The following is a 26,747-nucleotide window of genomic DNA, read 5'->3' as shown; positions in this document are numbered from 1 at the left end:
GCGGAAAGAAGGGTCTTTCTCAGTCGAGTTTCTCGGCCGCGCCGCGCTCGACCAGCGGGTCGGCGTTGGCCGCCGGAAGCGTCACCACGTCCTCGGTGGCGAGGTCGTACTCGCGCTCGTCGACGCCGAGGATGGTCCCTACGTCGGCGGTGATGCGGACCGTCTCGCGCTCGTCGGCGAGACCGGAAAGCGGGTCGTCGGCGGACGGTTCAACCGTGTCGGTATCGCCCGCTGACGGGGCCGCGGTCTCCGAGTCTGGTTCGTCCGGCGGAACCGCGGGACCGGAGTCCGAGGGGCCGGAATCGGTCGACACCGCGGCGGCCTCGGTGGCCGGTCGGCTGGGGTCCGGTTGGGGCGTCGACTGCGCGCCCGAAGCGTCGTCGCCGGTTCCGCCGCCCATCGCGTCCGCGAGCACGTCGCCCGCGGCCGAGTCGCCGGTGGGGGTCTCGGAGCCGTCAGCGTCGGTGCCAATGCCGGTCGGCGCGGTCTCCGGGTCGGGTTCGTCCGGTGGAACCGCGGGTCCGGAATCGCCGGGCGCGCCCGGTTCCGCGGTCGTCACGTCGGTCGCGGAAACGGCGTCCTTCGGGGAGTCGGCGGCCGACACGTCTTCGAGCGCGGAGAGCACCGTGCCGCGGTTCTCCTCGATGCGGTCGACGAGGTCGTCGAACAGCCGCTTTTCCTCGTGGGTCAGCCCGTCCGTCTCGGAGGACATCCCCGCGGCCGCGAAGCTCGCGGCCTTGACGACCTTGCCGACGCGGCGCTCGTAGATGGAGGTGACGACCTCCTCCGCGGTCTCGATTTCGTCCGTGAGCCGCCGAATCTCCGGCGAGTAGTGGGTGCCGAGCTGTTCGGCCTTCTGCTCGCGTTTCGCCTTCTGCTCGGCGATGAACTCCGCGACGTCCTCGTAGAACGACTCGCGGAGGTGCTGTAGGCTGTCTTTCTGTCGCTCCGTCCGAAGCACGCTCCTGAGGTCGTCTACGTTCATTCTGTCACCTTCTCGGCTCGACCGCGAGTCATGAGAAACACGCCGAGGCTCTCGTCTACCGACTGCACGCCGGAGTCGAGTGTAAAGCTATCGCCGTCGAACTCGACCTCGCCGGGGTCGGTCACTCTGACGGCGATGTCGCGGCCGCGGAAGCGGTCCGGGACCGCATCGGAGAGGGGGTCGAAGTCGTCGATTTCGTCGCGGTCGAGCGGTTCGACGACGAGTCCCGACCCGCCGTGGAGGCTCTTCGGGAGGCGAATCAGCCGTTTCGTGTCGGTCGTCACGGGTTCGTCTATCGGCGAGGTCTCGTCCTCGACGGTCTCGTGGGCGAGCGCCTCGACCAGCGTCCGGACGCCCGGGCCGCCGGCCTCGACGTTGCCCTCGCGGACGGCGTCGGGGTTGTTCCGGAACGCGCCGAGAATCGTTTTCGCGCGCCCGTCGCCGATACCGTCGAGTTCCTTCAACCGCGAGAGCGCGGCGTCTTCTTCCATCTCCAACAGCGCGTCCACGAACGCGAGGAGTCGCCGGTGGGTCCGCCGGCCCCACCCGCCCTCGGTTCGGAGGACGCGCTGGGTCGTCGTCCCGTGCTGTCGCGTCTCGACGAGCGCGTCGAAGTCGAGGTCGATGGCGCGGATGTAATCGACCACCTCGCGGCGGGCCTCGCTGTCGAGGCCGCGGACCGATTCGTCGCGCACGTGGACGTGGTAGCCGCGGCCGCCGGAGAATACGGCCTGCATCTCCTCGAACGCGAAGTCGTCTTCGAGGAGGCTCAGCAGGTCGAGAAGGGCCTCCTTCCCGGCGTCGAGCATATCGGCGTACCCCGTCGTCTCGGGGTCGACGCCGGGGAGGTGGTCCGCGTCGATGTCGAAGACGAGGTCGGCCTCGCGCCAGTCCTTGTCGTCCATCGAGGCCGCGCCGGGGTCCGAAAACCGGGCCGACGAGAAGTAGACGTGCCGGGGCGCGCTCCGGGCGAGGTAGTCCGAGAGGTCGCCGAGGTCGAGAAGCGACTGGTGGCGGTGCATCCGCGTGCCGCCGGCCGACCACGGGATGACCCCCCACTCCCGTTCGCCCGGCGCGGGCGGGAGCGGAACGTCGGTGCTCCGGTAGTAGTCACCGAAGCGACCTTCGAGGTACTCACGAGTGCGCCCGTCCATACACCTCGGGTTCCAGAGGCGCGGGTAAAGCCATTACGTCTCCCCACGGCCGTGGTCGTTTCTCTCACGTCCGTGATGTGAGTATGCTTATCATTGACGTTCGTGTATGAAGCGGTGTGACCGACATGGAGTACACCTACCTCGGCGACACCGGCCTCGAAGTCTCACGGCTCTGTCTGGGCTGTATGAACTTCGGCTCCAGCGCGGAGTGGATGATGAACGACAGGCAGGCGAGTCTCGACCTCCTCGACAACGCGCTCGACGCCGGCATCAACTTCCTCGACACGGCGAACGCCTACTCCCGCGGGGAGTCGGAGGAAATCGTCGGCGAGGCCATCGCCGAGCGCGACCGCGAGGAGCTCGCCATCGCGACGAAGGTTTACTTCCCGATGGGTGACGGGCCGAACAAGTCCGGGCTCTCGCGCAAGCACATCATCGACCAGGCGCACGCGAGCCTCGACCGACTCGGCACCGACTACATCGACCTCTACCAGATACACCGCTGGGACGACGGCGTCCCCATCGAGGAGACGCTCTCGGCGCTCGACTACCTCGTCGAAGAGGGGCTCGTCCGCTACGTCGGCGCGAGCACGATGACCTCGTACCAGTTCACGAGGGCGCTGTACACCGCCGACGTGGAGAACTTCGAACGCTTCGCCTGCATGCAACCGGAGTACAACGCGGTCGACCGCCACGAGGAGGCGAACCTGCTTCCGGTCTGCGAGGGCGAGGGCATCGGCGTCATCCCGTGGTCGCCGCTCGCGGGCGGCTTCCTCACGGGCAAGTACGAGCGCAACGCCGAGGTCCCAGCGGACACGCGCGCGGACTCGGACGAGTACACGTCGAACCGCTTTACCGACGAGAACTGGGGCGTCCTCGACGCGATTCGCTCGCTCGCCGAGGAGAAAGGGGCGACGCCCGCGCAGGTGTCGCTCGCGTGGCTCCTCCACAAACCCGTCGTGGACGCGCCCATCATCGGGCCGCGCCGACTCGACCACCTCGAAGAGAACGTCGGCGCGCTCGACGTGGACCTGAGTGAAAACGATATCGAGCGAATCGAAGCCCCAAAGACGCCGCGGTGGCCCGCGCCGGGTAAAGACTAAGCGTCAACGGCGCTAACCTTTACGGACAATAGTTACAGATTCTCGACTGATTGAATTTCGGACTGCCGAGACTATTGACAAGTAATTTACTACAACACCGGTAGTGGCCAGCACCAAAACTATAAATAATCACTAATTGTAGAATACAGACTGTAATGGTTGATGCTGACTCACGCAAGGGCAAGCGTACTGGCGTCTCTCGACGCAGTTTTGTGAAGGCGGCCGGCGCATCGGGCGTCGCCGTCGGACTGGCCGGGTGCATTAGCACCGGCGGTGGAGACGGCAACGGCGGCGGAAACGGTGGCACCGACACCGACACCGACACGCCGATTAACACCGAAGAGACCACCGACGACATCACGCTTCAGTGGGCCGCCGACACCCGCGTCGCGGAGGCGGAAGAGGAAGTCGTGCAGGCGCTCCGGGACGCCGGCCTCCCGGAGAACATCGATATCGACATCCTCGCCGGGTCGCAGGTGACGGACAACCGGCAGGCACAGTACCAGCAGTGGCTCTCCGGTGGTCGCTCGGAGCCGACGCTGCTCATGATGGACAGCGGGTGGACGATTCCGTTCATCGCGCGGAACCAACTGCAGAACCTCTCGCAGTCGCTCCCGGAGGAGATGACCAGTACCATCGAAGAGGAGTACTTCGAGGCCAGCGTCTCGACGGCGAAGGGGTCGAACGGCGACCTCTACGGCCAGCCGCTGTTCCCCGACTTCCCGACGGTCCAGTACCGAAAGGACCTGCTCCGAAACGCGGGCTACACCGACGAGGACTTCTCGACGTGGGCGACCGAGTCCATGTCGTGGGAAGACTTCTCGCGCGTCACGAAAGAGGCGCTCGACGCCAACCCCGACATCGAGAACGGGTTCACGTTCCAGGCGAACGTCTACGAGGGCCTGTCGTGCTGTGACTTCAACGAGTTCATGACCTCGTACGGCGGCGCGTACTTCGGCGGCCGCGAGAACCTGTTCGGCCCCATCGGTGACCGCCCCATCACGGTCGAAGAAGAGCCGGTCATCAACGCGATTCGGATGGTCCGGACGCTCATCCACGGCGAGGACGATGAGTACGCCCTCGACGGCATCACGGGCGGCATCTCGCCCGAGGCGGTCCTCCAGTGGACCGAGGACCCGTCCCGACAGCCCTTCACGACGGGCAACGCGGTCATGCACCGCAACTGGCCGTACTCCATCGTCATCAACGGCGCGGAGCCGTCGGAGGAGAACGACCAGACCGGCTTCGGCGAGGACCTCGGCGTCATGCCGATTCCGTACGGCGTCACCGCCGACGAGGCCCAGTACGAGGGCACCGGCGGCCCCGTCGCCGCCCTCGGCGGCTGGCACATGACGATGAACCCGAACTCCTCGGACGAACAGAAGCAGGCCGCGGTGCAGGTGCTTCGGACGATGCAGACCGAGCAGTTCCAGCTGGACATGTTCCGCATCATCGGCTGGATTCCGCCGCGCCCGTCGCTGCTCGAATCCGACCAGGCCGCCGAGGTGCCCATCATCGGCCGCTACCTCGACGCCCTGAAGGTCGCCGGCGAGAACGCGATTCCCCGCCCGGTCACCGTCGTTTGGCCGCAGCAGTCCGGCCGCATCTCCCAGGAGGTCAACGCCGCGTTCGCCCAGGAGAAATCCCCCGAACAGGCGATGTCCGACCTCGCATCACAGCTCGAACAGATCGAGCAGAACGCGTAGAGCAACGTCTTTACCGAGACGTAACAAACATACACGTTATCATTTGACATGGCTACCGAACAACAATCAGGGGAGACACTTTCCGACACCCGGAGGAGCGGCCCGTACGCCTCGGCCATCAACTGGATGGAGTCGCTTTCCGAGACGCAGTTCGCGTACCTGCTTCTGACGCCCGCGCTCGTCCTCTTGGGGGTAATCGCCGTCTACCCGCTGGTCTCGACGTTCAGCATGTCGCTGTTCGCCGACCGGCTGACGGGGACCGCGCGACTCGGCGAGTTCGTCGGACTGCAGAACTACGTGGACCTGTTCACCGGCGCGCGCAACTACGCGCTTCCGTCGCAGTTCCTCCCGACGTTCAGCTCGGAGTTCCCCTTCGTCACGAACATCTACTCCAGCGCGCTCGCGGTGACGCTCATCTTCACCGTGTTCAGCGTGCTGTTCGAAACGCTCATCGGCTTCGGTCAGGCGCTCATCCTCGACCAGGACTTCCGCGGTCGCCGCTGGGTCCGCGTCGCCATCATCATCCCGTGGGCCGTTCCTATCGTCATCCAGGGGATGATCTGGTACCTGATGTTCCAGCCGAACATCGGATTCCTCGTCGGCACGAGCGAGAACCCGGCGCTGTTGAACCAGCTCGGTCTCATCGGCACGACGCCGCTTCGGAACACCGCCGACGCGCTGTTCCTCATCATCGTGGCCGACGTGTGGAAGACCTCGGCGTTCATGGCGCTTCTCATCCTCGCGGGGATGCAGAGCATCGACCGGTCGCTGTACGACGTGGCGAAGGTCGCCGGCGCGTCGCGCTGGCAGCAGTTCAAGCTCATCACCTTCCCGCTCATCCTGCCGACGGTGCTCGTGGCGATGCTGTTCCGCACCATCGACGCGATGCGCGTCTACGGTATCATCCAGACCATGGCCGGCTGTCAGACGGTCCCGTCGTTGTCGTGTCTCGTCGTCACGACGTTCAACACGCCGCTGTACGGGACCTCGGCGACCGTGGCGTTCGTCACCGCGGGCATCATCGCCGTCGTGGTCTCGGTGTACATCGTGAACTTCGCTAGCGAGGGTCTCTAAGATGTCCAGCGAAACTTCGGGAGCCGGCATCGGCTCCGACGACGCCGACATGGAACAGGGGCCGCTCGGCCGCTGGGTCGACTCCGCCATCAAGAACCCCGACAGGGTCTACCGCGCGATGTTCTACGTCGCGATGCTGTTCTTCCTGGTGACGACCCTGTTCCCGTTCTACTGGCTGCTCGTGCTCGCGCTCACGCCGAACAACCTCATCGCCAACATGGGGCTCGTACCGAAGGGGTTCAACCCCGAGGTGTTCCTCGCGATGTTCGAACGGGTGCCGTTCCACCTGTACATGTTCAACAGCTTCGTGCTGGGCATCACGACCACCGTGCTCGTGTTGCTCATCGCCAGCCTCGCGGGGTACGTCTTCGGCCGCCTCCGGTTCCCCGGAAAGGGCGTGCTGATGCTCGGCATCCTCGCCATCAGCTACTTCCCGCCGGCGGCGTTCCTCATCCCGCTTTTCGAACTGTTCACCGGGAACACGGCGATTAGCATCGGGATGGTGACGATATCGACGCCGGACCTGTTCAACACGCCGGCACCGATGGTGTTCCCGTTCAGCGCGCTGTTCCTGCCGCTGTCGATATTCATCCTCACAACCTTCTACGGGCAGATTCCCGATGGGTTGGAGGACGCGGCGCGGGTAGAGGGAACGACCCGACTGGGCGCGCTGTTCCGCGTCATCGTGCCGCTTTCGGCACCCGGCGTGGCGACCGCGGGCGTCCTCACGTTCATCAGCGTCTACAACGAGTTCTTCTTCTCGTTCCTGATGAACAACGGCGAGGCCGACTCGTGGGCGCCCATCGTCGCGGGTATCCTGAAGTATCAGGGGCAGTTCGACACCCCGTACAACCTGATGGCCGCCGCCTCCATCGTGGGGGTCTTACCCGTGGCCATCCTTGTCATCATCGCGCAGGAACGCATCGTGAGTGGACTGACTGCAGGAGCGCTGAAGGAGTAACCATGGGAGACGTAACACTCGAACACGTAAGCAAGTACTACGACGACGTAACGGCGGTCGACGACATGAACCTCGACATCGAAGACGGAGAATTCATCTGTCTCGTCGGTCCGTCGGGGTGCGGGAAGTCGACGACCATGGAGATGATTGCGGGCCTCACCATCCCCTCCGAGGGGAAGGTGTTCATCGGCGACCGCGAGGTGACGAACCTCCCGCCGAAGGACCGCGGGGTCGCGATGGTGTTCCAGAACATCGCGCTGTTCCCCCACATGGACGTCTACGACAACATCTCCTTCGGGCTCCGCCTCCGCAACTACGACAAGGAGGAAATCGAGCGCCGCGTCGAGCGCGCCGCCGAAATCGTTCAACTCCAGGGAATGCTCGAACGCATGCCCGACGAGATGTCCGGCGGGCAGCGACAGCGCGTCGCCATCGCCCGCGCCATCGTCCGCAATCCCGGCGTCTTTCTGATGGACGAGCCGCTGGCGAACCTCGACGCGAAGCTCCGGGTCCACATGCGGACCGAACTCCAGCGCCTACACAAGGAACTGGACACGACCATCATCTACGTCACCCACGACCAGGCGGAGGCGATGACGATGTCCGACCGCATCGCGGTCATCGACTCGGGACAGCTCCAGCAGATCGACCCGCCGCTGGTCTGTTACAACGAACCCGCGAACCTGTTCGTCGCCGGCTTCATCGGCTCGCCGTCGATGAACTTCCTCAACGGCGAGGTCACGGAAGGCGGGTTCGTCTCGACCAACATCGACGTGGAGTTCGACCCCGCGAACCTCGGCATCGAGGCGGGGACCGACGTCACGATGGGCATCCGCCCCGAGGACGTGTACCTCGTCGGCGACGAGGCGCTCGTGTCGAACCCCAGCCACAGTATCGATGCCGTGACCGACGTGCTCGAACCGATGGGCGACGAGATATTCGTCTACCTGAAGCTCTCGGAGTCGGCCGAGACGAACCTCGAAGACACGAGCGGCGTCGCCAACGACCAACTGCTGATGAGCGTCGCACCCGACACCGACATCGAGGAGGACGAGGACGTGACGGTCGTCCTCGACCGCTCGCGCGTCCACCTCTTCGACACCGAGACGGGCGAGGCCATCAGCCACGGCATCGAGACGCCCGTCCAGACGAGCGGCGCGCCCGGCACGGAAGCGGAAAGCGACGACTGACGCGCCCGTAAAACGGCTCGTGTCGGTTCGTCTCCGGTCGCCCGCTCGCAACTCGCACAGCCCGCACAACGCTTATCGGAGCCACACCACATCACACATCCATGGTCAACGAACTCGGTCTGTTCTACCTCGGCGGGATGACGGTCCTGTTTTTCTTCTGGGCCTACGGCATCGTCTCGTTCCTCCTCGACCTGAAGAACAAGTTCATCCCGAAGGGCAAGCAGTACCTCCGCGGGCGACGCCGACTCAAGGAGGAAAAGCGCCGCGAGGAAGAGCGCAAAGAGCGCGAAGAACAGCTCTACTGACGCCCAGTCTCGACCCGTGCCAGTCGCCTCGTCCCGCCTCGTCGTTCGCCTCACCCCGCGTCCCGAACGCCGTCTGACCGGGCGCTCGCGGTCGATTCTGGCAATTCAGACCAAAGAACGTGAAACTTAACACCACCTGTAGTTAATCATCGAATCATGAGTACGGAATCATCGGTCCGAGTCGGTATCGTCGGACTCGGAAACATCGGACACCACCACGCAGACCGCCTCGCCGACCTCGGCGCGACTCTCGTCGGCGGCCTCGACATCCAGGCGGACGCCCGTCGCCGCTTCGCGGAGAAGTACGACGTGAACACCTACGAGGAGAAGTCGGAGCTGTTCGGGGAGGTCGACGCGGTCATCATCACCACGCCGAACCGCTTCCACGAGGAGTACGCCGTCGCCGCGCTCGACGCGGGCCTCGACGTGCTGCTCGAAAAGCCGCTCGCGCACTCGCTCGAATCGGCCGAGCGAATCGCCGAGGCGGCCGAGGAGGCCGACGGCTTCTGCATGGTCGGCTTCAACAACCGCTTTGCCAACCCCGTCGAGGTCGTCCGCCACCACTACGAGGAGGGCCGCTTCGGCGACGTCACCCACGTCGAGGCCAACTACGTCCGCCGCCGCGGCATCCCCGGCCGCGGGTCGTGGTTCACCTCCAAGAAAGTCGCCGGCGGCGGTTCGCTCATCGACATCGGCGTCCACGCCATCGACCTCGCGCTCTACTTCCTCGACTTCCCCGAGGTCGTCGAGGTCTCCGGCGTCACCCGCTCGGAGTTCGGCGACCGCGACGACTACACCTTCGTCGAGATGTGGGGCGACGACGTCGGGCCGGAGGCGTTCGACGTGGACGACTCCGCGAGCGCCTTCATCCGCACCGAGGAGGGGACGACCATCTCCCTCGAAGTCGCGTGGGCGACGAACCGCCCGACCAACGACGAGTTCTTCCTCCGCGGCACGGAGGGCGGCGTGCGCTTCGACCGCGCGAGCCACGACCTCCAGTTCTACGAGGACGGCGTCGGCGGCGGCAACCACCTCTCGACGGCCGACGTAGAGACGCAGGACAACGACACCCACAAGACCGAACAGGAGGCGTTCCTCGCGGCCGTCGCCGAGGGCGAACACCCCGGCCGCAACACGGTCGAACAGGGGCTCGCCGTCCAGCGCGTCATCGACGCCATCTACCGCTCGTCGGAGACGGGGAAGGCGGTCCGCCTCGACGCGGTCGAGACCGAGACGCCCCCGGCGAACTGACCACCGCGAACGCGAACACCTCTCAGTCCCACTTTTCACACCATGTCCGTCATCGACTCACTCAAGCGCCCGGAACACACCGGCGAGAACCGCTGTCTCCCGTGTACCGCCGTCAACGTCGCGCTGGTCGTCCTCGTCGGCCTCGCGGTCAGCGTGCTCTCGCCGCTGGTCGGTTTCGTCGTCCTCGTCGGCGGCGCGCTCGCGGTGTACCTGCGGGGCTACGTCGTCCCCGGCACGCCCTCGTTCGCGCCCCGAGTCGTCTCTGCGCTCGGTCTCGCCGGCTACTTCGACCACGGCGTCGACGCCCCCGACCGCCGGTCGGAGTCGCTCGACGCCAACGTCGACCCCGACGTGATGCTCTCGACGCTCCTGAACGCCGGGGTGCTCGTCGAGGAGGAAGACGGCCTGTTCCTCGCCGACGATGCCCGCGAGGAGTGGGAGTCGACGATGGCGACGCTCCGGAAGACCACGGACGAGGAACTCGCCGAGGCAGTCGGCAACGCGGTCCCGTTCGAGGCGACCGTCGACGCCGAGTTCGGAGGCATCTCGCTAGACGGCCCCTCGATGTCCGTGTGGATTTCCCGGCCGCAGGCCATCGCGGACGTGGCGACGCTCTACACGGTCGTCGAGCGCGGCGTCGACCCGATGGTCGCGCTCGCGGCCACGGAACCGATGCGGATGTTCACCGAGGTCTGTCCGGACTGCGGCGGCGCGGTCGAGGAGACGACGACGCGCAACTGCTGCGGCGGCACCGCGGGGCTGTACGACTCGCCGGAACACGAGGTCCTCGGCTGTGCGGACTGCGGCGCGGTCGTCTACGAGTTCCCCGACGAGTAGCCGTCGCTGGCGGGGACTAGTCGAGCGGAAAAGACGCGAGCGGAAACTGACGACGCGGCTTCAGACGATTTCGTCGCGGTTCGGAACCTCGTCGCGGCCGAGCAGAATCTCCTGTCCTTCGACGTCTTCGAGCGCGGCGACCAGCCCGCCGACCTCGACGACGCCCTCTTCGGTCTCGATGTGGAGCGACGCGACCTCCTCCGTGTCCTCGAAGGCCGTCTCGATGACGCGCCCTTCGACCACGATGGGGTCGCCGGTCTCGATGTCGCGGCCGGAGACGGAGGCGTAGAAGTCGCCTTCTATCTCGCGGATGTCCTTGACGGCCCGGCGGATGGAGGCGTAGCGGCGCGGGAACGGCCGGCGCTTGCCGTTGGCGACGATGGTCTCGGCGGTGCTCCAGAGGACGGTCCCGAAGAAGCCGCTCACGAGGAAGCCGAGCGCGGAGCGGTTGAAGATGACGCCGTAGCGGTCGCGGTCGTCGCGGAGGGCGTCTTGGGTCGCGTAGATGGAGTACTCGCCGTCGGCGACCGCGAGGACGGGCGAGGTGATGCCGCGGCGGGCGCGGGCGATGGTCGCCACGTCGAGGTAGTTGAACTCGTCCGGGTCGGGCGCGCGGGAGGCGGGCGTGACGAGCAGGTCGATGCTGACGCCGCTGTCGATGGCCGCCGCGAGGTCATCGCGGAAGCGACGAAGCAGGTCGGGCGTCAACGAGAGCACGAGTTCGTACTCCGCGGCCTCGATAATCTCCTCGATGTAGCGGAGGATGGTCGACCGCGACTTGACGAGCGAGACGGCCTCGGTGTCGCGGGCCGGGGCGGTGTAGCGCGCCTCTAACTCCTCGATGAGCTCCTCCAGCGAGGTCTTGACGTTCGCGAAGGCGTCGTCGGGATCGACTGCGACGATTTTCATCGGCCGCGACTCGCGGAGTTCGACGAGGCCGCGGTCCGACAGGCTCCGGACCGTGTCGTACACCCGCGGCTGGGGGATGCTGGTTCGGTCGGCGATTTCGCTCGCCGTCAACTGTCCGTGTTCGAGGACGGCCAGATACGCGTCTATCTCGTACTCGCCGAGGTTGAAGCGCTCACCGACTCGCTCCATGGTGAGCCGCAGTTCGTCAGCCATGGTCGTGACGTGTACGGCATCACCTAAATCATTTACTGAAATCCGAGTAGCACAAAATTCCGAAAACAAGTGGCACAAACGGTAGCAGACCGGCTGTCGGACGCTATTTGACGGCGGGCGGGTCGGCGCTCACATGTACATCCGGTCGTCGGGGAGGTCGGCCTCGCTGTCGTGGAGTCGCTCGGCGAGTTCGGCGTAGTACTGCTGGACCTCGGCCGCGAACGACTCCAGCGGCGAGGAGTCGACGCCGAGGTCGTACACCTCGTTGGCGGCGTCGACGAGTCGAATCGTCGCCTCTACGTCGGGGACTTGAGCGTGAACCGGCGTGACGTAGACGCCGACGCCGAGGGGCGACCCGATGCCGCGCTCGACGAGCGCCGCGTTGGTGCCGTCGAAGAAGCCCCGACCCATCGGAGGGATGTCGCTGTCGGCGAGTCGCGCTTCGCGGTAGTCGTCGGTGGCGATGTAGAACACGCGGTGTTCGTCGGGGCCGTGAGCCATCGGAATCCCCGAGAGGACCGCGAGTTCCTCGACTTGATTGTGCTCTGTCCACTCGAGGATGGCGTTGCCGAACTGGGTGCCGTGGACGGCCGGGACGAACAGCTCGCCGACGAGGACGGTCACGTCGAGGTCCTCGCGGGAGAACAGCCGGGTGTGATGCCGAGGGCGGCCGTTCTCGAATGGAGTCACCGCCGGGAGGCCCTCGACGGTGAGGTGGCCAGTCTGTTCGAGGTCGAGGTGGTCGACGATGAAGTCGACGGCCGTGAGACCGGCGAGTCCGAACGACGAGAAGCCGCAGAGGAGCGCTCGGCTGGGCGGCGTCTCGTGGGTGATGCGGAAGTCCGGTCCGGGCGTCGTCACGTGGTTCATGCGCTCTCTACGCCCCGGTGACACTTAGCCGTTCACCGCGACCGGAACCCTCGGAGTAACAACCCTTTTTTCACCGCTCCCCGTTGCGGTTTCCATGGACGGAGTCGAGGGGGTTGCCGACGCGTCGGATGCGGTCGGCGGGACGCTGACGGCGGGGAGTCACGTCGCGGTCGCCCCGCTCCAGTCGACGGCAATCGAGCCGCCGGCGTTCGTGCCGGACTACCTCCTGTTTCCGGGGTGGCGCATCGCCGTCGCTCTCGTTATCGTCTCCCTGGCGGTCGGGCTCTCGAAGTACATCGTCCGCCTGCTCGGACGACCGATCGCCCGGCAGTTCCGGCGGCAGAGTGTCGCCCAGACGGTCCTCCGAATCGTCCGGCTCACCATCGTCCTCCTCGGCGTCGGCCTCGGGGCGAACGTCCTCGGCCTCGAACTCGGCGACATCGTCCTCTCGGTGACGGTGTTCTCGGCGGTGCTCGGTATCGTCCTCGCCCCCATCGTCGGGAGCATCATCAACGGGGTGTTCGTCCTCTCGGACCAGCCGTTCGAAATCGGCGACATGATAGAACTCGACGACGGCACGAAGGGCTTCATCGACGAGATAACCCTGAGCTACACGAAGATATTCACCCTCGACAACACGTTTCTGGTGATGTCGAACTCGAACATCCGCGACCGCGACGTCATCAACTACTCCGCGGAGGACGAGCGGACCCGCCTGTCGCTCGACGTGCTCGTCACCTACGAGTCCGACATCGACGCCGCCCGCGACCTCGTCGAGCGCGCCGCCCGCGACTGCGACGCCGTGGTCGAAGGCGGCCCCGACATCCGCATCGGGAGCGCCCGCTACCCGGCGAAGCCGACCGCCTACATCAACTCCTACGCCGACAACGGCGTCCTCCTGCGCCTCCGCTACTGGGCGCTGAAGCCGTACAAAATCGGTCGCATCCAGTCGGAGGTCCAGACGCGGCTCTGGACGCTCGTCGAGGAGTCCGAGGCGACCGTCGAGTTCGCCTACCCGCACACCCACCTCGTCTTCGACGAGACGAGCGGGAGCCTCCACGTCACCGGCGACGAGGCCGCGAACCGGAGACACGCCACCGCGTCGCCGGCACCGGGAGCGCCCGTCCAGCAGGTCTCTGACGGCGAGGGTGTCGACACCCCGGAAACCCCAACTGATGCGACCGACGCCACGGAGTCGACGGACGCCGAGTTGACGGACGCCGAGTCGACGGACGCCGAGTCGACGGACACCGCCGACGACTGACGAGAAACGGCGAACACAGTCGGGACTGAGGCCGCGTCGAAAGCGGAAAAACGAATCCGAACCGAGAGTCGCCGGCTCAGTCGTCCGCGCGGACGGTGATGACCGTGCAGTCGAGTTTTTCGCGGAGGAACACGTCGATGTCGGGGTCGTCGAGGAACCGCCGGAGCATCCGCCGCCAGCGGCTCGCCTGTTTCGACCCGATAACGACGATGTCGGCCTCCTCGGCGGCGACCTCTTCGAGAATCGTCTCCTCGACGAGGAAGCCTCGGCGGACCACGTAGCGCGCGCGGACGAGCGGGCCGAACTCGGCTTCGACCGCCCGCTTGAGTTCGGTCCGCGTGACGCCGCGGTTCGACTGGTAGAGGTCGACGTGGAGGACCGTCAGCTCGGCGTCGCGCTCGCGCGCGACGCGGACGGCCTCTTCGAGCGTCGCCCGGGAGTGCTTCGAGAGGGGGTACCGAACCGGGACCACGACCCGTGTCATACTCCGAGACCACTCGCCGGGCGTGCGTGAACCTTTCCCTCTCGGTCGGCTTGGCCGGCGGACGCGCGCCCGTCTCCGGCCCTTCGACCGCGCTCAGTCGTCGGCGCGGGTGGCCGACCGGCGCTCGATGCGCCCTTCGACCGCGGCGTCGAAGCCGACCTCGCGGGCGTAGCGCGCCAGCGCGTCGTGCTGTATCTCGAACTCGCCGACGCGGTGGGCCTGCGTGATGGCCGGGAACTCCTGTGTGCTGTGGAGCAGGTAGTCGCTCGTGGCGACGGTGTAGCGCGCCTCTGGGTCGATTGGCTCGCCGCCGACGAACGCCGCGACGACCTCGTCGCGGTCGTCGTCCCAGACGATGCGCGCGCCGCTGACGTGGGCGTGCCACCAGTCCGGTTCGCCGAATCCCATCTCGGCCCCGCGGGCGGCCCCGAACGCCGCCAGTAGCTCCGTGCCGGTCACCTCGGCGACGACGAGGTGCTCCTCGAAGGGGACGAGGCTCACGAGGTCGGCGTGGGTCACCTCGGGACCGATGGGCGGGCCGGAGCGGATGCCGCCGCTGTTCTGCAGCCCCACGTCCGCGCCGGTCGCCCAGCGGTAGGCGTCGGCGATGGCGTTGCCGACGCGGCACTCGCCGGCCGCGACGGTCTCCTCGGCGCGGTCCATGGGGCGGTCGATTCGACAGAGCACCTCGTCGAGGCCGGCGGCGTCGACTCGACCCGCCAGCGCCGCGACCAGCCCCTCGTCGGCCCGGTACTCGGCGGTCCGGTGGCGGACCGTCTCGATTCTGTCGGCGGCGACGCGGACCTCCCAGACGACGTGGCCGTTCGCGCCGGGGCGGACGACCGGCACGCCGTCGACCACGTCGTCGCGCTCGGCGTGGACGTGGCCCCCGAGGACGAGGTCCACGTCGCACCGGGCGACGAGTTCGTCGTCGCCGCTGCCGAGGTGCGAGAGCGCGACGACGAGGTCCGCGCCGTCGTCTCTGAGCGCGGCGGCCGCGTCGGCGGCGGCCGCGTAGGGGTCGGAGAAGCCGACGTCGGCCGCCTCCGGGTTGATAGTGCCGGTCGCGGGGTCGGTGACGCCGAAGAAGCCGAGGGTCAGCCCGTCCACCTCTCGGGTCGTTCGCGGGACGGTTCCCTCGGCGGCGGCGAACCGGCCGCCGTCCTCGCCGTGGACGTTGCTCGTGACCCACGTCGGCCGGCTCGCGGCGACGAGTTCGCGGGTCCGGCTCGGCCCGTAGTCGAAGTCGTGGTTGCCGAACGTTTCGAGGTCGGCGTCCACGGCGTCGTAGAAGTCGAGCGCCTGTCCGCCGCGCTCGACGAGCGAGAGGACGCCCGGCGCGGTGTTGTCGCCGGTGCCGACCACGAGCGTGTCGTCGCCGTCGAGGGCGCTGACGCAACCCGCGAGGCGGCCGGCGCGCTCGGTGTCGTCGAAGACGTTCTCGATGTCGGAGTAGTGGAGGAGCCGAGGCATTCGCTTCTCGAATGTGGCGGTGCGGGCGGATAAGAAGCCGTCGGGACGGCCCGTGGGCGGGCGAGACGGCGCGGAACCGGCGCGGCCGTCATCGCCTCGACCGAGTGAGCGTCGTCTCTACTCGCCGTCTTCCCCTTCGAGTTCGAACGCGACTTCGACCTCGGCTTGGTACTCTCGGGTCTCGACGGACGCGAGTTCGACGCCGAGTTCCTTTACTTCGACCCAGTGGACGCCCGCGAGCGTCTCCTCGGCGCGGTTAATCGCGTCGTCGACGGCGGCGTCGAAACTCTCTGCACTCCGACCGACAAGGGTGATTTTCTTGAACACCATCTCGTCGGACCCTTCGTCTTACTATCACAAATAATCGTCCCCGATTCGGCGGCGATGGCGGGACGAGCCGGAAGGGTGCGCGGCGGTGCGTGGCGGCGCGCGGCTCACTCGTCGGGCCGATACGGACGCGCCGTCTCGGCTCGCGCCGCGACGCGCGTTCGACCCCACGCCACGGCCGCGGAGTCGTAACTCACGACCAGCGCCTCCGGCCCGCCCATGTGGTCGTAGACGACGAGCGTGACCGACGCCGTCGTCGGTCGGTCCACGACCACGACGCCGTACGACGGGTCGCCCTCGACCGCGGACACGCGGACGCCGGCGTCGACCATGGCGTCGAGCCCGTCGGGGTACCGGTTCGAGAGCCAGTCGAGGGACTCCGCCGAGAGAACGAGCGTGGCGCTGTCACCGAGCCGCGCGAGTTGCTCGTGCGCTTCGGGCCAGATGCTGAACAGGAACGGGCCGTTGAACCCGGAGAGACTCGTCGATTCGCCGAGGTCGAACTCGAGGGGGGAGCACGCTTCCATCGCCGGGAGCTCGCCGGTGCAGACGACCGCGTCGCGGAACAGCGAGGGCGGCGGGTTGACCGATTCCGGGAGGCGGTCGAGCACGGGTTTCGCGTCGAGTACGTTCGCCATCGACCGGAGCGCCTCGTCGTGCGTCTCCAAGGCGACGCGACCCGCGCTCGTGGCGACGAAGCCGCCGTTCGACCGCTCGACGAGTCCGAGTTGAACGAGGCGCTCGACGCCGCGGTCGACGGTGGACCGAGAGACCGAGAGCGCGCGGACGAGGTCGGCCTTCGAAAGCGGCTCCGACGAGAGCGCCTGGAGGAGTCGACGGCGGCGGCCGACCGCCTCGAACGCGTCGGCCGCGTCTCCGCCCTCGTCTTCGTCCTCGTCACCAATCCAACTCGACATCGGTGTGAACATCTCAGGGCCTACACAAATGTATATCGGGACTCCGGATATTCGCCCGAAATCGGGGGGCTTGGGCAGACCGACGGCCGCCCCAATATGTCAACGAGCTGTTTATTCGAGCCGTTTCTGCAACGCGCCGACTACGTCGGAGAGGTGTGCGGTCCCCCAGATGGCGACGACGACCCCACCGACGGCGTCGAACACGAGGTCGAGGAGCGTGTCGTCGAGGCCGTACTGCGTCAGCACCGATGCGGTGCCGGCGAGCGAGGCAACCCCCGAGATAGCGAACTCGATGACCTCCCAGAAGACCCCGAACGCGAGCACGAAAAGCAGAATGAAGACGAACATGAATCGCGGTGGCAGGTAGATGTCCGCCGTGTGCTCGTCGACCGCGCGGACGGTCGCGTAGCCGGCGGCCGCGACGACCGACGACGACAGCGCGTGCGTGAGGTGGTCCCACCACCAGACGCCCGCGTAGAAACTGGTCTCCGAACCGGGGAGACCGACCGTACCCAGCGCGTGGAGGAACGCCGCCGTCGATATCCAGAGCGTCAGCCCGGCGTCCATCGGGATGCGGTAGTCGCGTTCGAGTAGCGCCGGGAGGTAGGTCACTCCGAGGCCGACGAGCGCGTTGACGACGATGCCGAGGTTCCCGCGGTCGAGGCCGATGAAGACGAGACCGACGAGGACGACCTGCATCGCCCGCGAGAGCTGGCGCTGGCGTCGCGCGTCGATGCGGAGATACGAGCGAACCCTCACGACGACTCACCGCCCTCTCTCGTGGAGTCGTCGTCAGTTTCCGCCGGACTCACGTCCTCGGCGACATCCGCCACCTCCTCGGGGAGCCGCTTGCGCGAGCCGGCCCGGCGGCGGAAGTAGTACTCGAACAGCAACCCGGCCCCGAGTCCGGCGACGGTGGCGGCGACGAAGTCCCACATCAGCCCCGCCTCGACGACGTGTTCGGGTCGGCCGTTCAACAGCAGGCGCGTCCCGAGGTAGAGGTCCGAGAGCCACTGGACGACCGCCCAGACGCCGGCGGCGGCCATCGTGGCGATGACGACGAAGAAGACCGCGAACGAGTGGTTCATCCGGACCGGCGTGAACACGTCGAGTTCGACGGCGACGATGAGCGCGATGGCGGCCACCGCGAGGTACGTCGAGACGCGTCCGGAGAACGTCACGCCGCCGATGGTCTGGCCCCGAACGAGGACGCGAGCGACGAGCGGGAGCGACGCGAGCGCGACGACCTCCCACGGCAGCATCGCTCTCGGTTCGCGGAAGGCGACCGCCGGGACGACGGTGACCGCGGCGACGACGGCCGCGAACCCGCCCCAGACGAGGTCGCCGCCGGTGACGACGCTCCCGACGGCGACGGCGACGAGGAACCCCACGAACAGCCACGCGAGTACCGCGTTGAGCCGTCTACTCCGGACGAATTGCGCCAGCTCCGTCTGTGCGGCCTGCGACATGCCCGTCCGTTAGCGACGGGCTGAGAAAACGTTTGGGCGAAGACGCCCCGTTTCGATTACGTGTTCGTTCCGTGAACGACCTCGTAGTCGTTCCCACTACCGTTCGACACGCCGATGATTGCCCACTCGTATGGAAGGTCGATACCGCGAAGCCGCTCTCGAAGCGCGCTGATGTGGTCGTCCCACGTCACGAAGCAGCGGAACCGATACGGTGTCTCGGTTCCGCCGTCTGCGAGCACCGGACGGCATTCGGTCGCTTCTCGCGAACTCAGTGCGGTCACGTGGACCGTACGCCACTTGCGTTCGGCCAGCATATCGGTTCCGTCGCCCGAGACGGAGTAGCCGAGCCGGCCGAATATCGACCGAGCCTCCTGGACGGGAGGCATCGAAGCCTGGGCCATGCACGTCTACGTACACCCGCACCCCTGATAAAGATTGCCACGGTATGACATACCAATAGTTGACGAACGGTCGCGCCGGCCGCTCGACTACTCGTGAGCGGCGTCCCACTCCTCGGGCTTTCTGACGTTTCCGCAGTTGTTGCACTCGATGCGGGCCATCGTGTCCATCGCGGTGTCGAACGAGTCGCAGTTACCGCAGAGGTAGCCCCATCGGCTCTCGGCGTCCTCGGTCGAGTACACCACGTAGAACGGCCCCTTCGAGCCGCGCTCGGCCTCGTCAGTGGCGACGAAGACAGTCTTGCCGCTCGATACGGTCTGGGTCTGGAGTTCGGCCATGCCACCGATTCGCGCGGGGGTGGCTTAAGAAATTGGTCCCTACGTCCGGAACGACTCGCCGCAGCCGCAACTGCTCTCGGCGTTCGGGTTATCGACGTGGAAGCCCGCGCCCTGCAGGCCGCCCTCGAAGTCGAGGGTGGAGCCGCCGATGTAGTTCATGCTCGCGGGGTCGACGAACACCCGAAGACCGTGCTGTTCGACGACCGTGTCGTCGTCTTCCGGTTCGTTGTCGAAGCGCATCCCGTAGGACAGACCGGCGCAACCGCCCTGCTGGACGAACAGTCGGAGGCCCGCCACGTCGGTGTCCATCGACTCCCCTTCGAGGAGGGAGACGGCTTCGTCCGCGGCCGCGGGCGTGACCGTGACCGCCACATCGCCGCCGCCACTCGCGGATTCCGTGCTCATACGCCCCACTATACTGTGGGAACGGTTAACTGTGGCGCAGGCGGAACCCGGAGCCGGCCCGGTAGGGTTCGGCTACCGGCCGCAAGTCAGAGGAAAACGAGTCGAACGAGCCGCGTTCGCTTACTCTTCGAACCGCTCGCGGACGCTCTGAGCGTGCGCGTCGAGCCCTTCGGCCTCGGCGAGCGTCGTAATCGTTCCCGAAAGCTCCGACAGTCCCTCGCGGTCGAGGCGCTGGACCGTCGTCGAGCGGACGAAGTGGTCGACAGAGAGCCCGCCCTGTCGCTTCGCGCCGCCGCCCGTCGGGAGAACGTGGTTCGTCCCGGAGGCGTAGTCGCCGGCCGCGACGGGCGTGTACGGGCCGAGGAAGACGCTCCCCGCGGAGTCGATGCGGTCCAACAGCGCCTCGTCGTCGTCGGCCTGAATCGTCAGGTGCTCGGCGGCGTACTCCTCGGCGAACAGCACCGCCTCGGACATCGACCGCGCGAGGAGGACGCCCGACGCGTCGCCTTCGAGCGCCGCCTCGATGGTCTCGGTCCGCTCGCGCTCGCCCGCCTGTCGTTCGACCTCCGCGACGACTTCCTCGGCGAGTTCGGCGTCGTCCGTGACGGCGACGACCGACGCGTTCGGGTCGTGTTCGGCCTGCGCGACGAGGTCGGCGGCGACGAACCGCGCCTCGGCGGTCTCGTCGGCGACGACGAGCACCTCGGAGGGACCGGCGAGGAAGTCGATGTCAACGTCGCCGCGGACCTCGGCCTTCGCCGCGGTGACCCACTTGTTGCCCGGCCCGACGACCTTCTGGACGGCCTTCACCGTCTCCGTGCCGTAGGCGAGCGCGGCGATGCCCTGCGCACCGCCGACCGAGTACACCGCGTCCGCGCCCGCGACGTGCATCGCGGCGAGCGTGACGGGGTTCATCTGGTCCGCGGGCGGCGTGGCGACCGCGACGTGTTCGACCCCCGCGACCTTCGCGGGAATGACGCCCATCAGGACGCTCGAGGGGTAGGCGGCGGTGCCGCCGGGGGCGTAGACGCCGACCCGGCCGAGCGGGCGGTACCGACGCCCGAGTTCGCGGGTGCCGGCGTCGCCGAACTCCTCGCGCCAGTCCTCGGGGACCTGTTTTTCGTGGAACTCGCGGACGTTCGCCGCGGCGGCCTCGATGGCCTCGCGCACGTCGTCGTCGATTTCGTCGTAGGCGCGCTCGGCGGCGTCGGTCACGTCGATATTACCGACCTGAACGCCGTCGAACTCGCTTGAGAACTCACGGACCGCCACGTCCCCCTCGCGGTGGACGCGCTCGACGATGTCGCGCACGTCGGAGCGAACCTCGCCGACACCGGCGTCCCGCTCGAAGAAGGCGCGGCGGGCGTCGGTGCCGAGGTCGGCCAGTTCGCGAACCTCGATGTTCATACCTCGGCTTTGCGGCCGGCGCGAAAAGTCGTTGCGGAAGCGGTGGGCGGCGCCCGCGCCTCGCGCCGCGGCCTCGCGCGACTTACGCCACGTCGCGCTGTTCCGTGTACGTCAGGGTCCGGTCGTCGGTCTCGATGGTCGTCTGGACCGTAATCCAGCCGTCGGCCTGCCGGACCGCGAACGCCTCGGAGTACGAGAGTTTGACGCGCTTCGTCGTCGTGTAGGACTCGCCGGCCGCGAGGCCGCCGACCGCTTGGGACCCGCGCCAGACCTCGTCGTCCGGGTCGGTGCTGTTGCCGACGAAGATGCGACTGTAGACGGTGACGCCGGAACTATCGGCGTCCTGCTGGTTGGTTATCGTGCTCGTCACGTCGCGGCACGTCTGGCCGCACTTCTCGATGTTGTCGACGACGACGCCGAACGGCGGCACCGATTCGCTTTCGGCCGCGTCGCCGTCTCCGTCGTCGCTACTGCTGTCTCCACTCTCGCTGTCACTACTTCCGCTGTCGCTGCTACCGCTATCGCCGCTATCGCCGTCGTCGGGCGGCGCGGTCGTCTGCGTGGGGAACGGTTCGTCTGAGTCGGCGTCGTCGTCGGAGAACGGTCCGATTCCGGTCACGAACGCGGCCGAGACGCCGGCCGTGAGGAGGACCAGAACTGTCGCGGCGACGAGGAGTGTTCGTCTCATAACTGAATTGAAACTTCGTCTTGGACGGCTGTCGTTCAGCTCAGTTGCCGGCTACCTTCGGGTCGCACTTAGTTACGCACCCGAAAAGTCGTCGGCGAGGTCGCTTAGCGAGCCCCCAAGCGACCCGTCGAGGGCCCCGTTCAGGAAGTCGCTAACGAGGTCGTGGATGTCCGAGACGAACTCCGGGGCCGGTCCGGGGAGTTCGCCGGGCGGCCCCTGCTGGCCGGCCTCGGGGCCCGATTGCTGTGCGTTCTCGCTCGGTGCGGCCGCGGCGAGGCCCGCGGTCGCGGCGAGAGCCGCGAGCGAGACGCCGACGAGAGTGAGTCTGCGTCGGTTCATGGTGAATCGCTTCGGTCGCCACTCGCGGAGCGACGCTCATGAATACGGGACACCGTGGCGGGCGTTTTGCGTCGGTTTCGCCGAGTTTCGCCGCGGTTCACATCGAATTGCCGCCGGTTCGGGGTCGCTACTGGCGCAACTGCTCGCGCATGGCGGCGAAGCCGGCCTCGGGGTCCACGTCCGCGCCCTGCGCCTCCAGCGCCTCCCCGAGTGCGGTCAGGAGGAACGAGACGTTCTCCGGCCGCGCCGAGTGGCCCATACAGCCGACGCGGAAGATGTCGCCCGCGAGCGCGCCGAGGCCGCCGGCGATTTCGAGGTCGTAGTGGTCGAGGACGTAGTCGATGGCCGCGCCCGCGTCGACGCCGTCGGGGACGAGCACCGCGTTGAGGCTCGGCAGCCAGTACTCGTCTTCGGGGTTGAGGCCGAGGCCCATCGCCTCGACGCCGGCTTTCAGCGCGCCCGCGACCCGGCGGTGGCGCGCCCACCGCTCTTCGATGCCCTCCTCGGCGACCAGACGGAGCGCCTCGCGGATGGCGTAGACGTTGGTGATGGGCGCGGTGTGGTGGTACGAGCGGTCGTCGCCCCAGTAGCCCTCCAAGAGCGACAGGTCGAGGTACCACGAGCGGGGCGACTTCTCCCGCGAGAGCACCTTGTCCATCGCGCGGTCGTTGAGCGTCAGCGGGCTCGCGCCCGGCGGGCACGACAGGCACTTCTGCGGCCCGGAGTAGGCCACGTCGATGCCCCAGTCGTCGACTTCGAGTTCGACCCCGCCCAGCGAGGTGACGGTGTCGGCGACGACGAGCGCGTCGTGGTCGTGGGCGATGCTCGTCAGTTCGGGCACGCCCGGCTGTTTCACGCCCGTCGAGGTCTCGGCGTGGACGAACCCGAACACGTCCGGCTGGTGCTCGTCGAAGGCGTCCTGCACGTCCGCGGGGTCGAGCGGCTCGCCCCACGGCGCGTCCACGTGGACGACCTCGCCGCCGGCGCGCTCGGCCATCGACTCCATGCGTCCGCCGAAGTAACCGTTCGTCGGGACGAGCATCGTGTCACCCGGTTCGACGAGGTTGCCGATGGCCGCCTCCATCGACGCCGACCCGGTCCCCGAGACCGGAATCGTCCACTTGTTGTCGGTGCGGAACGCGTAGCGCATGAGCTCCTGCACCTCGTTCATGATGTCGATAAACGACGGGTCGAGGTGGCCGACGAGCGGCGTGGACATCGCGCGGAGCACGCGCGGGTGGACGTCGCTCGGGCCGGGGCCCATCAGCGTGCGATTCGGCGGGCTGAGTTCGCCGACATCGGGTGCATCGGACATGGTCTGACTGCACGTGCCACGCAAACGGGCAAAAGGGATGTGATTGCGGAACGCTGTGAAGTGGGACTGACTCCGACAGGCCCCGACTCGCCTATCCGACCCGTGGAACTCCGGCCGGCCGGTCGAGTGCTTCGCGTAGCCCGCTCACCCCGACAGCGCCTGCGCGACCTTCTCTATCGGGTGCGGCGGTCGCCGCGCCGCGTCGTCCCTGTCTTCCAGTTGCGTCCGACACGACGCGCCGGGGGCGACCACCTCGTCGCCCGGGCTCTCGTCCACCTGTTCGAACAGGATGTCACCGATTGCCTTCGAGAGGTCGTAGTGTTCGGCCTCGTAGCCGAAGCTCCCGGCCATGCCGCAACAACTCGAATCGAGGGGGTCGACCTCGTAGCCGACCCGCCGGAGGACGCCCACCGCGTGGTGGTCCTTGTTCAGCGCCTTCTGGTTGCAGTGGCCGTGGTAGGTGAGCGAGCCGAGCGCGCCGCCGTCGGCGACCGCGGAGGCGACGGTTCCGGCCGCGTCGCCGTCGGACGAGCGGCCGCGAATCGGAAGCCCCTCGGCCAGCCGATAGGTGTCGAGGAACTCCATGACGCCGTAGGCGGCCGCCGCGACCGGGGCGACCGCGTCGTCCGGCAGGAGGTCGGCGTACTCGTCTTGGAACATCACCGCGTCGGAGGGCTCGACGAAGACGACCGACCAGCCGTTTTCGACCGACGGGCGGAGCGTCTCGACGTTGTGTCCCGCGCGCCGCCGCGCGAGGTTGAGGAAGCCGCCGGAGTAGGCGGCGCGACCGCTCGGCTCGATCCCTTCCGCGAGGCGGACGTGGACCCCGGCCGCCTCAAGCACCCGCACCGCCGCCTTCCCGATTTCGGGCGTGACGTAGTTCGTGTAGGTGTCGGGAAACAGGAGGACGCGGTGGTCGGCTTCGGACGCCGGCACGCGGGGTCGTCGCGCGTCCATCCACGATTCGAGCGTGTCGCGGGTGAACGACGGGAGCGCTCGGTCGGGGGCGATGCCCGCGAGTCGCTCCATCGCGGCCCGCGCGCCCGGTAGCTCGGCCGCCCAGTTCGAGACGGGTGCGAGGGCGCTGCCGACGCCCGCCAACCGGTCGATGTGGGCGAACAGGCGCTCGCGGAGCGACGCGCCCGCCTCTGTGTGGTGGGCGTGTTTCACCTCGGCTTTGAGCTTCGCCAGGTCGACGCCGGTCGGGCAGTCGTTCTGACAGCCCTTACAGCCGACGCAGAGCCCGAGGACCTCCTCTTGGAACCGGTCTGAGTGAATCTCGTCTTCCGGGAGGTCGCCGCTGATTGCGGCGCGGAGCATGTTGGCCCGACCGCGGGTCGTCTCGGCTTCGTCCTTCGAGGCGCGGTAGGTCGGACACATCGTCTCCGACCCGGTCTGCCGACAGGTGCCGCAGCCGTTGCAGAGTTCGACGAGGTGGGAGAAGCCGCTCTCGTCCGAGAAGTCCAGCGTCGTCGCGGGCTCGATGGACTGGTAGGCCGCGCCGTACCGGAGGTTCTCGCGCATGTCCGCGCCGACGCCGCGGTCGCCCTCCGGACCCGGGTCGGAGGGACCGTCCCGATAGACGACGTTCCCGGGGTTCATGCGCCAGTCGGGGTCGAACGCCGTTTTCAGCTCCTTGAACGCGCCCCAGAGTTCGGGGCCGTACATCTTGGGATTCCACTCGGTCCGGGCCATCCCGTCGCCGTGTTCGCCCGAGAAGGCTCCGCGATGGTCCAACACGAGGTCGGTTACGTCGTCGGTGATGGCGCGCATCGTCTCGATGCCCGCGCCGTCTTTCAGGTTCAGAATCGGGCGGATGTGGAGCGTCCCCGCGCCGGCGTGGGCGAAGTACGCGGCCGACGTGCCGTGGTCTTCCAGCACTTCCTCGAACGACTGGACGTACTCCGCGAGTTCCTCGGGCGGGACGCTCGCGTCCTCGATGAACGGGTACGGTTTCGGGTCGCCCGGAAGCGACATGAGAAGCGGAATCGCCGCCTTGCGGAGCTTCCAGAGGTCCGCCTGCGCCTCGGGCGTGTACGCCTCGATAGCCTCGAACGCGCCGCCGTCGGCGTCGCCACCGGCCTCGGTGTCGCCGTCTCGCAGGAAGTGGCCGTTCGCCTCGCGAATCACCGCCTCGAAGTCGTCGTGCAGTTCGGAGTCGAACTCCAGCATCAGCGTCGCCGCCGTCCCGTCAGGAATCTCCTCGACGTACTGCGCGTACTCGCTGGACTCGGCGGCCATCCGAAGCACCTCGTCGTCCATGAGCTCGACCGCGCTGGCGTCGAAGTCGAGGGCGTCGGGGACCGCCGCCATCGCCTCCACGAGGTCGTCGTAGGCGTAGAGGACGAGCGCCGTCTCCTCGGGGACCGTCACGAGAGACACGGTGGCCTCGACGACGACGCCGAGGGTGCCCTCCGCGCCGACGAACAGTTTGGAGAGGTTGATGACCGTCTCGCCGTCGTCCGTCTCGGAGACGACCTTGTGGAGGTTGTAGCCCGACACCGACCGCTTGAGGCTCGGATACCGCCGCTCGATTTCCCCCTCGTGTTCCTCGACGAGGCCGAGGACGGTCCGGTAGATGTCGGCTTCGCGGTCGTCTTTGCCGACGATGCGGTCCCACTCGTCGCTCCCGACGACCACGTCGCGGGTGTGGACGACCGACCCGTCGTCGAGGACGACCCGTAACTCCTCGGTGTAGGCGTCGGTGATGCCGTAGCGGACCGAGTGCGCGCCCGTGGAGTTGTTGCCGATGCCGCCGCCGACGGTCGCCCGGTTCGAGGAGGCGGGGTCCGGCGCGAACTTCAGTCCGTGGTCGGCGAGGCGGTCGTCGAGGTCGTCCTGCACCACGCCGGGTTGGACCCGCGCCCGCCGCGCGTCGGGGTCCACGCAGACGATTTCGTCCATGTACTTCGAGCAGTCGATGACGACGCAACCGGGGCCGACGGTCTGTCCCGCCAGCGACGACCCAGCCCCGCGCGGGAGGACGGGAACGTCGTGCTCGGCCGCCGTCCGCACCGCGGCGCGCACGTCGTCCTCGTCGCGGGGGACGACCACCCCCGCCGGGCGCGCTCGGTAAATCGACCCGTCGGTTGCGTACAGCACCTGCGCGTACTCGTCGAAGCGTACCTCGCCGGAGACGACTTCCCGGAGGTCGGCGGCGAGGTCGGCGTGCTCGGCTACGTCGACCACGTCGTAGTCGCGCGACTCCTGAAACCGCCGGAAGTCGCCTCGTTCCTCGTCGTCCGTCTCCGCCACGATGCGGGTCGCCCGCGAAGGGCCGTCGCCAGACATTATCACGTATAATCGTGCAGGATAGCAAAAACCTGTGTGTGACTCGCCATGTTTGCCAGAAGCGGTAGTCGTT

General features: G+C 67.5%; 27 protein-coding genes. 9 read left to right on the top strand and 18 right to left on the bottom strand.

Annotation, left to right across the window (positions count from 1 at the left end):
* Positions 1 to 19 precede the first annotated feature (19 nt).
* Positions 20 to 985, bottom strand: a complete 966-nt coding sequence (locus BN984_RS05020) for a DNA replication complex subunit Gins51 (RefSeq protein WP_049967810.1) — start codon at positions 983 to 985, stop codon at positions 20 to 22.
* On the bottom strand, positions 982 to 2,139 hold the full coding sequence (priS, locus tag BN984_RS05015) for a DNA primase small subunit PriS (protein WP_008095082.1): 1,158 nt from the start codon (positions 2,137 to 2,139) through the stop codon (positions 982 to 984). Before priS ends, BN984_RS05020 begins: the two co-directional genes overlap by 4 nt.
* A 125-nt stretch (positions 2,140 to 2,264) precedes the next feature.
* On the opposite strand from priS, the gene BN984_RS05010 reads away from it, so the two are divergent.
* From BN984_RS05010 to BN984_RS04975, 8 genes are all read left to right on the top strand, one after another.
* Positions 2,265 to 3,242 (top strand): aldo/keto reductase, encoded by a 978-nt coding sequence (locus BN984_RS05010; protein ID WP_049968584.1) that lies wholly within the window; start codon positions 2,265 to 2,267, stop codon positions 3,240 to 3,242.
* A gap of 155 nt (positions 3,243 to 3,397) precedes the next feature.
* On the top strand, positions 3,398 to 4,948 hold the full coding sequence (locus BN984_RS05005) for a substrate-binding domain-containing protein (RefSeq protein WP_115819362.1): 1,551 nt from the start codon (positions 3,398 to 3,400) through the stop codon (positions 4,946 to 4,948).
* Positions 4,949 to 5,074: 126 nt separating this feature from the next.
* Entirely contained in the window at positions 5,075 to 6,022 is a 948-nt protein-coding gene (locus BN984_RS05000) for a carbohydrate ABC transporter permease (protein WP_008095088.1), read from the top strand.
* Between the two features lies 1 nt (position 6,023).
* Entirely contained in the window at positions 6,024 to 6,983 is a 960-nt protein-coding gene (locus BN984_RS04995) for a carbohydrate ABC transporter permease (protein WP_049967809.1), read from the top strand.
* Positions 6,984 to 6,985: 2 nt separating this feature from the next.
* The gene (locus BN984_RS04990; protein WP_008095091.1) at positions 6,986 to 8,173 is read left to right on the top strand and encodes an ABC transporter ATP-binding protein; all 1,188 of its coding nucleotides are present in this window, start codon (positions 6,986 to 6,988) and stop codon (positions 8,171 to 8,173) included.
* Between the two features lie 101 nt (positions 8,174 to 8,274).
* Complete coding sequence (locus tag BN984_RS04985; protein ID WP_004042869.1) at positions 8,275 to 8,478, top strand: hypothetical protein; 204 nt, start codon at positions 8,275 to 8,277, stop codon at positions 8,476 to 8,478.
* A 156-nt stretch (positions 8,479 to 8,634) separates the two neighbouring features.
* Positions 8,635 to 9,729 carry a Gfo/Idh/MocA family protein gene (locus BN984_RS04980; protein WP_008095092.1) on the top strand — a complete coding sequence of 365 codons (1,095 nt, stop codon included), beginning with the start codon at positions 8,635 to 8,637 and terminating at the stop codon, positions 9,727 to 9,729.
* Positions 9,730 to 9,771: 42 nt separating this feature from the next.
* The gene (locus BN984_RS04975) at positions 9,772 to 10,566 is read left to right on the top strand and encodes a hypothetical protein (protein ID WP_049967808.1); all 795 of its coding nucleotides are present in this window, start codon (positions 9,772 to 9,774) and stop codon (positions 10,564 to 10,566) included.
* Positions 10,567 to 10,626: 60 nt separating this feature from the next.
* On the opposite strand, the gene trmB is transcribed toward BN984_RS04975, so the two are convergent.
* On the bottom strand, positions 10,627 to 11,688 hold the full coding sequence (gene trmB, locus BN984_RS04970) for an HTH-type sugar sensing transcriptional regulator TrmB (protein WP_004974690.1): 1,062 nt from the start codon (positions 11,686 to 11,688) through the stop codon (positions 10,627 to 10,629).
* A gap of 129 nt (positions 11,689 to 11,817) precedes the next feature.
* A complete protein-coding gene (locus BN984_RS04965; protein WP_008095094.1) occupies positions 11,818 to 12,558 on the bottom strand; it encodes a proteasome assembly chaperone family protein in 741 nt (246 codons plus the stop codon).
* Positions 12,559 to 12,652: 94 nt separating this feature from the next.
* Between BN984_RS04965 and BN984_RS04960 the strand changes: the two genes are divergently transcribed.
* A complete protein-coding gene (locus BN984_RS04960; RefSeq protein WP_049967807.1) occupies positions 12,653 to 13,822 on the top strand; it encodes a mechanosensitive ion channel family protein in 1,170 nt (389 codons plus the stop codon).
* 76 nt (positions 13,823 to 13,898) lie between these two features.
* Here the strand turns inward: BN984_RS04960 and BN984_RS04955 are convergent, their stop codons facing one another.
* The 14 genes from BN984_RS04955 to BN984_RS04890 form a co-directional block, all read right to left on the bottom strand.
* Complete coding sequence (locus tag BN984_RS04955; RefSeq protein ID WP_004974696.1) at positions 13,899 to 14,306, bottom strand: universal stress protein; 408 nt, start codon at positions 14,304 to 14,306, stop codon at positions 13,899 to 13,901.
* A 93-nt stretch (positions 14,307 to 14,399) separates the two neighbouring features.
* Positions 14,400 to 15,779, bottom strand: a complete 1,380-nt coding sequence (locus BN984_RS04950) for a bifunctional metallophosphatase/5'-nucleotidase (protein WP_008095096.1) — start codon at positions 15,777 to 15,779, stop codon at positions 14,400 to 14,402.
* A gap of 117 nt (positions 15,780 to 15,896) precedes the next feature.
* Entirely contained in the window at positions 15,897 to 16,109 is a 213-nt protein-coding gene (locus tag BN984_RS04945; protein WP_004042852.1) for a dodecin, read from the bottom strand.
* A gap of 104 nt (positions 16,110 to 16,213) precedes the next feature.
* A complete protein-coding gene (locus BN984_RS04940) occupies positions 16,214 to 17,023 on the bottom strand; it encodes a helix-turn-helix transcriptional regulator (RefSeq protein WP_049967806.1) in 810 nt (269 codons plus the stop codon).
* A gap of 111 nt (positions 17,024 to 17,134) precedes the next feature.
* Entirely contained in the window at positions 17,135 to 17,782 is a 648-nt protein-coding gene (locus tag BN984_RS04935) for a hypothetical protein (protein ID WP_049967805.1), read from the bottom strand.
* The gene (locus tag BN984_RS04930) at positions 17,779 to 18,492 is read right to left on the bottom strand and encodes a hypothetical protein (protein ID WP_008095101.1); all 714 of its coding nucleotides are present in this window, start codon (positions 18,490 to 18,492) and stop codon (positions 17,779 to 17,781) included. The genes BN984_RS04935 and BN984_RS04930 overlap by 4 nt, the downstream gene beginning before the upstream one ends.
* A gap of 56 nt (positions 18,493 to 18,548) precedes the next feature.
* Positions 18,549 to 18,893 carry a DUF7116 family protein gene (locus BN984_RS04925; RefSeq protein WP_049967804.1) on the bottom strand — a complete coding sequence of 115 codons (345 nt, stop codon included), beginning with the start codon at positions 18,891 to 18,893 and terminating at the stop codon, positions 18,549 to 18,551.
* Positions 18,894 to 18,980: 87 nt separating this feature from the next.
* Positions 18,981 to 19,229 (bottom strand): DUF5816 domain-containing protein, encoded by a 249-nt coding sequence (locus BN984_RS04920; RefSeq protein ID WP_004974710.1) that lies wholly within the window; start codon positions 19,227 to 19,229, stop codon positions 18,981 to 18,983.
* Positions 19,230 to 19,268: 39 nt separating this feature from the next.
* Positions 19,269 to 19,634, bottom strand: coding sequence for a HesB/IscA family protein (locus tag BN984_RS04915; protein WP_008095106.1), 366 nt, complete (start codon positions 19,632 to 19,634; stop codon positions 19,269 to 19,271).
* 120 nt (positions 19,635 to 19,754) lie between these two features.
* On the bottom strand, positions 19,755 to 21,035 hold the full coding sequence (gene hisD / locus BN984_RS04910) for a histidinol dehydrogenase (RefSeq protein WP_181950704.1): 1,281 nt from the start codon (positions 21,033 to 21,035) through the stop codon (positions 19,755 to 19,757).
* Between the two features lie 88 nt (positions 21,036 to 21,123).
* On the bottom strand, positions 21,124 to 21,729 hold the full coding sequence (locus BN984_RS04905; RefSeq protein WP_008095110.1) for a hypothetical protein: 606 nt from the start codon (positions 21,727 to 21,729) through the stop codon (positions 21,124 to 21,126).
* Between the two features lie 72 nt (positions 21,730 to 21,801).
* Positions 21,802 to 22,068, bottom strand: coding sequence for a hypothetical protein (locus BN984_RS04900; RefSeq protein ID WP_049967802.1), 267 nt, complete (start codon positions 22,066 to 22,068; stop codon positions 21,802 to 21,804).
* 127 nt (positions 22,069 to 22,195) lie between these two features.
* Positions 22,196 to 23,332: a pyridoxal-phosphate-dependent aminotransferase family protein gene (locus BN984_RS04895; RefSeq protein ID WP_008095115.1), complete on the bottom strand. Its 1,137-nt coding sequence runs from the start codon at positions 23,330 to 23,332 to the stop codon at positions 22,196 to 22,198.
* A 195-nt stretch (positions 23,333 to 23,527) separates the two neighbouring features.
* Positions 23,528 to 26,674 carry an FAD-binding and (Fe-S)-binding domain-containing protein gene (locus BN984_RS04890; protein ID WP_049967801.1) on the bottom strand — a complete coding sequence of 1,049 codons (3,147 nt, stop codon included), beginning with the start codon at positions 26,672 to 26,674 and terminating at the stop codon, positions 23,528 to 23,530.
* Positions 26,675 to 26,747 lie beyond the last annotated feature (73 nt).

This window comes from Haloferax prahovense, assembly GCF_000723845.1.
Classification (GTDB): domain Archaea; phylum Halobacteriota; class Halobacteria; order Halobacteriales; family Haloferacaceae; genus Haloferax; species Haloferax prahovense.
The sequence above is the reverse complement of the archived record's forward strand: the minus strand, read 5'-3'. Positions and strand labels throughout refer to the sequence as shown.

Bases quoted from the DNA above. Each gene is read 5' to 3' on its own strand.
- BN984_RS05020 (WP_049967810.1), bottom strand. From the start codon at position 985: ATGAACGTAGACGACCTCAGGAGCGTGCTTCGGACGGAGCGACAGAAA.
- priS (WP_008095082.1), bottom strand. From the start codon at position 2,139: ATGGACGGGCGCACTCGTGAGTACCTCGAAGGTCGCTTCGGTGACTAC.
- BN984_RS05010 (WP_049968584.1), top strand. From the start codon at position 2,265: ATGGAGTACACCTACCTCGGCGACACCGGCCTCGAAGTCTCACGGCTC.
- BN984_RS05005 (WP_115819362.1), top strand. From the start codon at position 3,398: ATGGTTGATGCTGACTCACGCAAGGGCAAGCGTACTGGCGTCTCTCGA.
- BN984_RS05000 (WP_008095088.1), top strand. From the start codon at position 5,075: ATGGAGTCGCTTTCCGAGACGCAGTTCGCGTACCTGCTTCTGACGCCC.
- BN984_RS04995 (WP_049967809.1), top strand. From the start codon at position 6,024: ATGTCCAGCGAAACTTCGGGAGCCGGCATCGGCTCCGACGACGCCGAC.
- BN984_RS04990 (WP_008095091.1), top strand. From the start codon at position 6,986: ATGGGAGACGTAACACTCGAACACGTAAGCAAGTACTACGACGACGTA.
- BN984_RS04985 (WP_004042869.1), top strand. From the start codon at position 8,275: ATGGTCAACGAACTCGGTCTGTTCTACCTCGGCGGGATGACGGTCCTG.
- BN984_RS04980 (WP_008095092.1), top strand. From the start codon at position 8,635: ATGAGTACGGAATCATCGGTCCGAGTCGGTATCGTCGGACTCGGAAAC.
- BN984_RS04975 (WP_049967808.1), top strand. From the start codon at position 9,772: ATGTCCGTCATCGACTCACTCAAGCGCCCGGAACACACCGGCGAGAAC.
- trmB (WP_004974690.1), bottom strand. From the start codon at position 11,688: ATGGCTGACGAACTGCGGCTCACCATGGAGCGAGTCGGTGAGCGCTTC.
- BN984_RS04965 (WP_008095094.1), bottom strand. From the start codon at position 12,558: ATGAACCACGTGACGACGCCCGGACCGGACTTCCGCATCACCCACGAG.
- BN984_RS04960 (WP_049967807.1), top strand. From the start codon at position 12,653: ATGGACGGAGTCGAGGGGGTTGCCGACGCGTCGGATGCGGTCGGCGGG.
- BN984_RS04955 (WP_004974696.1), bottom strand. From the start codon at position 14,306: ATGACACGGGTCGTGGTCCCGGTTCGGTACCCCCTCTCGAAGCACTCC.
- BN984_RS04950 (WP_008095096.1), bottom strand. From the start codon at position 15,779: ATGCCTCGGCTCCTCCACTACTCCGACATCGAGAACGTCTTCGACGAC.
- BN984_RS04945 (WP_004042852.1), bottom strand. From the start codon at position 16,109: ATGGTGTTCAAGAAAATCACCCTTGTCGGTCGGAGTGCAGAGAGTTTC.
- BN984_RS04940 (WP_049967806.1), bottom strand. From the start codon at position 17,023: ATGTCGAGTTGGATTGGTGACGAGGACGAAGACGAGGGCGGAGACGCG.
- BN984_RS04930 (WP_008095101.1), bottom strand. From the start codon at position 18,492: ATGTCGCAGGCCGCACAGACGGAGCTGGCGCAATTCGTCCGGAGTAGA.
- BN984_RS04925 (WP_049967804.1), bottom strand. From the start codon at position 18,893: ATGGCCCAGGCTTCGATGCCTCCCGTCCAGGAGGCTCGGTCGATATTC.
- BN984_RS04920 (WP_004974710.1), bottom strand. From the start codon at position 19,229: ATGGCCGAACTCCAGACCCAGACCGTATCGAGCGGCAAGACTGTCTTC.
- BN984_RS04915 (WP_008095106.1), bottom strand. From the start codon at position 19,634: ATGAGCACGGAATCCGCGAGTGGCGGCGGCGATGTGGCGGTCACGGTC.
- BN984_RS04905 (WP_008095110.1), bottom strand. From the start codon at position 21,729: ATGAGACGAACACTCCTCGTCGCCGCGACAGTTCTGGTCCTCCTCACG.
- BN984_RS04900 (WP_049967802.1), bottom strand. From the start codon at position 22,068: ATGAACCGACGCAGACTCACTCTCGTCGGCGTCTCGCTCGCGGCTCTC.
- BN984_RS04895 (WP_008095115.1), bottom strand. From the start codon at position 23,332: ATGGGCCCCGGCCCGAGCGACGTCCACCCGCGCGTGCTCCGCGCGATG.
- BN984_RS04890 (WP_049967801.1), bottom strand. From the start codon at position 26,674: ATGTCTGGCGACGGCCCTTCGCGGGCGACCCGCATCGTGGCGGAGACG.